The organism is Varibaculum timonense, from assembly GCF_027694345.1.
Lineage (GTDB): Bacteria > Actinomycetota > Actinomycetes > Actinomycetales > Actinomycetaceae > Varibaculum > Varibaculum timonense_A.
This window is the reverse complement of sequence record NZ_JAQEVU010000017.1, coordinates 1-3,292: the sequence shown is the minus strand read 5'-3', so window position 1 is coordinate 3,292 and position 3,292 is coordinate 1. Positions and strand designations below refer to the sequence as shown.

Below are 3,292 nucleotides of genomic sequence, written 5' to 3'. Positions count from 1 at the left end.
GATAAAGTCCGTATAATTGTGTAAAAGTAAAAAGGCCATATAACAGTCCTTTTACGGTACAATGTTTTTAACGACAAAAACATACCCAGGAGGACTTTTACATGACCCAAGTACATTTTACACTGAAAAGCGAAGAGATTCAAAGCATTATTGAATATTCTGTAAAGGATGACGTTTCTAAAAATATTTTAACAACGGTATTTAATCAACTAATGGAAAATCAACGAACAGAATATATTCAAGCAAAAGAATATGAACGAACAGAAAACCGACAAAGTCAACGAAATGGCTATTATGAGCGCAGCTTTACGACACGTGTAGGCACGCTAGAATTAAAAGTACCCAGAACACGTGATGGCCATTTTTCACCCACAGTGTTTGAACGTTATCAACGAAACGAAAAAGCCCTCATGGCTTCAATGTTGGAAATGTATGTATCAGGCGTTTCAACTCGTAAAGTATCAAAAATTGTGGAAGAACTTTGTGGTAAATCCGTCTCTAAGTCCTTCGTTTCTAGCTTAACAGAACAGCTAGAACCTATGGTTAACGAGTGGCAGAATCGTTTATTATCAGAAAAAAATTATCCTTACTTAATGACCGATGTACTCTATATAAAAGTACGAGAAGAAAATCGAGTACTCTCAAAAAGCTGTCATATAGCGATTGGAATAACCAAAGATGGCGACCGTGAAATTATCGGCTTCATGATTCAAAGTGGCGAAAGCGAAGAGACCTGGACAACATTTTTTGAATACCTAAAAGAACGCGGTTTACAAGGTACGGAACTCGTTATTTCTGATGCGCACAAAGGATTAGTCTCTGCCATTAGAAAATCCTTCACCAACGTAAGTTGGCAAAGATGCCAAGTTCACTTCCTAAGAAATATCTTTACCACCATTCCTAAAAAAAATTCAAAATCTTTCAGAGAAGCTGTTAAAGGAATTTTTAAGTTCACAGATATTAACTTAGCGCGTGAGGCTAAAAATCGATTGATTCATGATTATATCGATCAACCAAAATATTCAAAAGCTTGCGCATCATTGGATGATGGATTCGAAGACGCCTTTCAATATACCGTACAAGGAAATTCCCACAATCGACTAAAGAGTACCAATCTAATTGAACGACTGAATCAAGAAGTACGCAGAAGAGAAAAGATTATTCGCATCTTCCCCAATCAAACATCAGCCAATCGCTTAATTGGAGCCGTTCTTATGGACCTACATGATGAATGGATTTATTCTTCAAGAAAATACATCAATTTTGATAAGTAGAAATGGTAAAAACATTGTATAGCATTTTACACAGGAGTCTGGACTTGACTGAGTTTATGGAAGAAGTTTTAATTGATGATAATATGGTTTTTGATATTGATAATTTAAAAGGATTTCTTAATGATACCAGTTCATTTGGGTTTATAGCTAAAGAAAATAATAAAATTATAGGATTTGCATATTGCTATACACTTTTAAGACCTGATGGAAAAACAATGTTTTATTTACACTCAATAGGAATGTTACCTAACTATCAAGACAAAGGTTATGGTTCAAAATTATTATCTTTTATTAAGGAATATTCTAAAGAGATTGGTTGTTCTGAAATGTTTTTAATAACTGATAAAGGTAATCCTAGAGCTTGCCATGTATATGAAAAATTAGGTGGTAAAAATGATTATAAAGATGAAATAGTATATGTATATGATTATGAAAAAGGTGATAAATAAATGAATATAGTTGAAAATGAAATATGTATAAGAACTTTAATAGATGATGATTTTCCTTTGATGTTAAAATGGTTAACTGATGAAAGAGTATTAGAATTTTATGGTGGTAGAGATAAAAAATATACATTAGAATCATTAAAAAAACATTATACAGAGCCTTGGGAAGATGAAGTTTTTAGAGTAATTATTGAATATAACAATGTTCCTATTGGATATGGACAAATATATAAAATGTATGATGAGTTATATACTGATTATCATTATCCAAAAACTGATGAGATAGTCTATGGTATGGATCAATTTATAGGAGAGCCAAATTATTGGAGTAAAGGAATTGGTACAAGATATATTAAATTGATTTTTGAATTTTTGAAAAAAGAAAGAAATGCTAATGCAGTTATTTTAGACCCTCATAAAAATAATCCAAGAGCAATAAGGGCATACCAAAAATCTGGTTTTAGAATTATTGAAGATTTGCCAGAACATGAATTACACGAGGGCAAAAAAGAAGATTGTTATTTAATGGAATATAGATATGATGATAATGCCACAAATGTTAAGGCAATGAAATATTTAATTGAGCATTACTTTGATAATTTCAAAGTAGATAGTATTGAAATAATCGGTAGTGGTTATGATAGTGTGGCATATTTAGTTAATAATGAATACATTTTTAAAACAAAATTTAGTACTAATAAGAAAAAAGGTTATGCAAAAGAAAAAGCAATATATAATTTTTTAAATACAAATTTAGAAACTAATGTAAAAATTCCTAATATTGAATATTCGTATATTAGTGATGAATTATCTATACTAGGTTATAAAGAAATTAAAGGAACTTTTTTAACACCAGAAATTTATTCTACTATGTCAGAAGAAGAACAAAATTTGTTAAAACGAGATATTGCCAGTTTTTTAAGACAAATGCACGGTTTAGATTATACAGATATTAGTGAATGTACTATTGATAATAAACAAAATGTATTAGAAGAGTATATATTGTTGCGTGAAACTATTTATAATGATTTAACTGATATAGAAAAAGATTATATAGAAAGTTTTATGGAAAGACTAAATGCAACAACAGTTTTTGAGGGTAAAAAGTGTTTATGCCATAATGATTTTAGTTGTAATCATCTATTGTTAGATGGCAATAATAGATTAACTGGAATAATTGATTTTGGAGATTCTGGAATTATAGATGAATATTGTGATTTTATATACTTACTTGAAGATAGTGAAGAAGAAATAGGAACAAATTTTGGAGAAGATATATTAAGAATGTATGGAAATATAGATATTGAGAAAGCAAAAGAATATCAAGATATAGTTGAAGAATATTATCCTATTGAAACTATTGTTTATGGAATTAAAAATATTAAACAGGAATTTATCGAAAATGGTAGAAAAGAAATTTATAAAAGGACTTATAAAGATTGATTATATAATATATGAAAAGCTATTATAAAAGACATTAGTATTAAATAGTTTAAAAAAATGAAAAATAATAGAAGTGAGTCAAGTCCAGACTCCTGTGTAAAATGCTATACAATGTTTTTACCATTTCTA

3 protein-coding genes are annotated in these 3,292 nt (G+C 29.3%); all 3 read left to right on the top strand.

Features of this window, described 5'->3' with window-relative positions:
* The first annotated feature begins 101 nt into the window (after positions 1 to 101).
* The 3 genes from PG728_RS09265 to PG728_RS09255 are packed head-to-tail and all read left to right on the top strand — an operon-like array spanning position 102 to position 3,163.
* Entirely contained in the window at positions 102 to 1,274 is a 1,173-nt protein-coding gene (locus tag PG728_RS09265; RefSeq protein ID WP_000195429.1) for an IS256-like element IS256 family transposase, read from the top strand.
* A gap of 44 nt (positions 1,275 to 1,318) precedes the next feature.
* Positions 1,319 to 1,723 (top strand): GNAT family N-acetyltransferase, encoded by a 405-nt coding sequence (locus tag PG728_RS09260; protein ID WP_000134308.1) that lies wholly within the window; start codon positions 1,319 to 1,321, stop codon positions 1,721 to 1,723.
* Entirely contained in the window at positions 1,724 to 3,163 is a 1,440-nt protein-coding gene (locus PG728_RS09255; RefSeq protein WP_001028144.1) for a bifunctional aminoglycoside N-acetyltransferase AAC(6')-Ie/aminoglycoside O-phosphotransferase APH(2'')-Ia, read from the top strand.
* Positions 3,164 to 3,292: the final 129 nt, after the last annotated feature.